This is a genomic window from Pseudomonas sp. P1_F7 (assembly GCF_056405655.1).
In genome coordinates, this window is sequence record NZ_JBFUBR010000043.1 from 1 (window position 1) to 3,861 (window position 3,861).

Below are 3,861 nucleotides of genomic sequence, written 5' to 3' on the forward strand. Positions count from 1 at the left end.
TGAAAGTCGGTAACGTGCGCCTGCCATTGCAGCCACTTGAAGCGGACGAAAAGCAGAGCTTCGCGTCGGTCATTACTGAACTCAAACGTAACGTAGCCAACATTTCTTCGGGAGCCAGCCATGGGTGATCTTCTGAGCAAGGCCGAGTATGCCGCTCTGGCCAAAGACATTTCGTTGCCGTCCAAGGCGTTCATCAATGGCGCGTTTAAACCCGCGATCTCCGGCAAAACCTTCGCCACGAACAATCCGGCGACCGGTGACTTTTTAACCGACGTCGCAGCTTGTTCGTCCGAAGATGTCGACTTCGCGGTAAGCACTGCCAAGGAGGCCTTTGAGGATGGGCGCTGGAGATCTATTTCTCCGCGGGAGCGCAAAGCGGTTCTGTTGAAGTTTGCAAACCTGCTTGAAGGCCATCAATACGAACTGGCCGTCCTCGAAAGTCTCGATAGCGGCAAACCGGTCAGTGAATGTCAGTTGGTCGACATCCCGGACACCATCCACACGATCCGCTGGCACGCAGAACTGATTGACAAGATTTATGACAACACCGCCCCGGTGGGCAGCGACGCGCTGACCATGGTAGTTCGGGAGCCGATCGGCGTGGTGGGCTGCGTATTGCCCTGGAACTTCCCGCTGCTGATGCTAGCGTGGAAAATCGGCCCCGCCCTCGCTGCGGGCTGTTCGGTCATCGTCAAACCTGCTGAACAAACCTCGCTGACCACCTTGCGTGTCGCGCAACTGGCGTTTGAAGCCGGTATACCCGCTGGTGTACTCAACATTGTGACCGGTACGGGCAAGGACGTCGGAGAGCCGATCGGTTTGCATAACGATGTCGACATGGTGAGCTTCACCGGCTCCACCGCAACCGGCCGCCGCTTCCTGCATTACGCCGCCGATTCGAACCTGAAACGCATCGTCCTTGAGTGCGGCGGGAAAAACCCGGCCGTGGTGATGGACGATGCCCAGGATTTGGATCTCGTCGCTCAACACGTCGTCAATGGCGCGTTCTGGAACATGGGCGAAAACTGCTCCGCGACTTCTCGTCTGATCGTCCACGCGTCTGTTAAAGACGAGCTACTGAAGCGCATGGGCACCTACATCCGCGAATGGAAAATGGGCGATCCACTCGATCCGGAAAACCGCGTAGGGTCGCTGGTCAGCCCTGAGCATTTTGCCAAAGTGAAGTCGTACCTTGAGCACGCCGCCGCCGGAAAGCTTGAAGTGGTTTACGGTGGCGCGACCAAAGACGGTGCCTTTGTAGAGCCAACGGTGATTGACGGTGTAGGTCGAGACAACCGGCTTTTTCAGGAAGAGATCTTCGGCCCGATTCTCTCGGTCACCTCCTTCAACACGATCTCCGAAGCCATTGCGCTGGCCAATGACACGGTCTATGGCTTGGCGGCCTCTGTTTACACCGGCAGTCTGCGGCGGGCAATCAAGTTGTCGCGGGAAATTCGCGCCGGCATCGTCACCGTGAACTGCTTTGGCGAGGGCGATGCATCCACGCCTTTCGGTGGCTACAAGGAGTCGGGCTTCGGCGGTCGGGACAAATCGATTTTTGCCCACGATCAATACACCGAAATCAAAACCATCTGGATCGATGTGTCTGATCGGTCGGATGAAGAGACCGAAAAATGAGCACCCATACCATCAAGCGCCTGCCGGTAGACACCGGGGTTTCAGGTTGGGAGGCGATTTCCGCACGCACTGCGCCTGTCCGCATGCTTGATGGAAACGTGACGGCGGACTGGCTGATTATCGGGGCCGGTTTTGCCGGCCTGTCCGCCGCTCGCAGACTTTCACAGCTACACCCGGGTGACAGCATTGTTGTGGTCGATGCGCATGAAGTCGCCAAGGGGCCGTCGGGCAGAAACTCTGGTTTCATGATCGATGTGCCGCACAGTCTGTCGTCCGGGGAATACTCCGTAGCGAGTGAGTCTGCAACGGCGCTGGAAATCACCCAAAATCGTTTTGCAATTGCTTTTGCCGCTGAAGCCGCACGCGAGTACGGCATGTCCCCAGACACCTTCGACCCTTCAGGGAAGATCAACGCGGCCGCCACTGAGCGTGGACTGAAGCTGAACGTCAATTACGCCAAATCCCTTGAGCGCATTGGCGAAAAGTTCGAGATGTTTGATGCCGCGCAAATGCGCGAAATCACCGGGTCCACCTATTACCACGGTGGGATCTACACCCCCGGCGCAGTGATGATTCAACCCGCGCAATACATTAGAGACCTGGCAGCAGGGCTCGAAGGGAAAATCACGCTGTTCGAACGTTCTCCGATTATTGAATTGACCAAGCAGGGAAGCGGTTGGAGCGCTCGGTCTCATAACGGGACGGTGCACGCACCCAAGGTCATCTTGGGGGTCAACGGGCACATTGAAGACTTTGGCCATTATCAAGGACGACTACTGCACGTCTTCACTTACGCTTCCATGACGGCGGCGTACAGTGATGATGAGTTCAAGAAAGACGTACCGGGCAAAGCCAGGTGGGCGTTGTTGCCGGCGGATCCAATGGGCGCGACCGTTCGCAAGATCTCTTCAGACGGTCTCTCGCGTATCGTCATCCGGACCAAGTTCACCTATGACCCGAGTATCCAGGTCACTCCAGAGCGGGTAGCTGCGGTGGCCAAAGAACAGCGACATTCCCTGGATGCCCGCTTTCCCGAATTGAAATCCACTGCGTTGGAATTCAGTTGGGCCGGCCGTCTGTGTCTGAGTCGTAACAGCGCCGCTGCATTTGGCGAGATTGAAGAAAACCTGTACTCGGCTTGCTGCGAGAATGGGCTGGGTACTGTGAAAAGCACCCTGGCAGGTGTGATGGCTGCGGAGTTGGCATCGGGTACGCGTTCGGAGTTTCTCGATAGCTTCAGTCACGCACCAGGCCCCAGCAAGCTACCACCCAAGATAATAACGAAGCTGGGCGTCAGTTCAGTTATTCGCTGGCATGAGTTTTGGGCCGGGCGAGAAGGTTAACAAGTTTAAGTTGTCGGCTTTTCCTATAAAGGCCGTTTAATAAGTCACTAATAAGAACGGAACAATCCATGAAGAATATTTGGAAGGCATTCTGCGCGCTCGCGCTTGTGGGTATGATGAGTTTGCAGGCACACGCTGAAGAAAAAAACATAGTAATGGGCACCATGTCTTGGGAGGACTTGGTGCCTATCAGCGGCATTACCAAGAAGGTACTCGAGAACGCTGGATATACCGTAAAAGTAGTGGAGTTTTCCGAGTGGGGTATCGCCTACGCTGCACTCAGCAAAGGGGATATTCAAGTGTTGGCATCCCAGACTGATTACGCCGCAGCCGATTACTGGAAAAAGAACAAAAACAAAATCGAGAAGCTGTCACCGGTCTCCTATGGTCTTTATCAGGGCATGGCAGTACCCAGTTACGTGGACATCGACTCCATCGAGCAGCTGAATGCAAACGCGGACAAACTGGGTAACAGAATCATAGGCATCGAGCCTGGTTCGGGTTTGATGAGTGACGCGAACAACGTTGTCAAAGCGTACGACATCAAGCTCAAGCTGGTCGAAGGCAGTACTTCCGCCATGACCGCGGCTTTAAAGTCGGCAGTCGACCGCAAAGAGTGGGTGGCGGTAACCGTCTGGGATCCATCGTGGATGACCAAGAAATTTGATCTCAAATTCTTGAAAGATCCAAAAGGGGTCTTCCCGCCATTGCAGGGTTATTACTGGATCGGACACAAAGGCTTCGCTGAAGCCAATCCGCGTGCGCGTGAACTAATGGCCAGCGTATATGTGCCTATCACGGACATCACCGCGATGAATGCTGAAGTCAAGGATGGCAAGACCATGGACGAGGCTATCAAGGGTTGGATTGATAGTCATAC

3 protein-coding genes are annotated in these 3,861 nt (G+C 55.1%); all 3 read left to right on the plus strand.

Features of this window, described 5'->3' with window-relative positions; all coding sequences use genetic code 11:
• Window positions 1-120: 120 nt before the first annotated feature.
• Complete coding sequence (locus AC1D1M_RS31195) at window positions 121-1,638, plus strand: aldehyde dehydrogenase (protein ID WP_477762069.1); 1,518 nt, start codon at window positions 121-123, stop codon at window positions 1,636-1,638.
• Window positions 1,635-2,981, plus strand: a complete 1,347-nt coding sequence (locus tag AC1D1M_RS31200; protein ID WP_477762068.1) for an NAD(P)/FAD-dependent oxidoreductase — start codon at window positions 1,635-1,637, stop codon at window positions 2,979-2,981. Before AC1D1M_RS31195 ends, AC1D1M_RS31200 begins: the two co-directional genes overlap by 4 nt.
• A gap of 68 nt (window positions 2,982-3,049) precedes the next feature.
• Window positions 3,050-3,861, plus strand: an 812-nt coding sequence (locus tag AC1D1M_RS31205) for a glycine betaine ABC transporter substrate-binding protein (protein WP_477778664.1), incomplete at its 3' end; no start/stop codon positions are given.

What these genes read in the sequence shown, in the direction of transcription:
- AC1D1M_RS31200 (WP_477762068.1), top strand. Translation starts at nt 1,635, where the DNA reads ATGAGCACCCATACCATCAAGCGCCTGCCGGTAGACACCGGGGTTTCA.
- AC1D1M_RS31195 (WP_477762069.1), top strand. Translation starts at nt 121, where the DNA reads ATGGGTGATCTTCTGAGCAAGGCCGAGTATGCCGCTCTGGCCAAAGAC.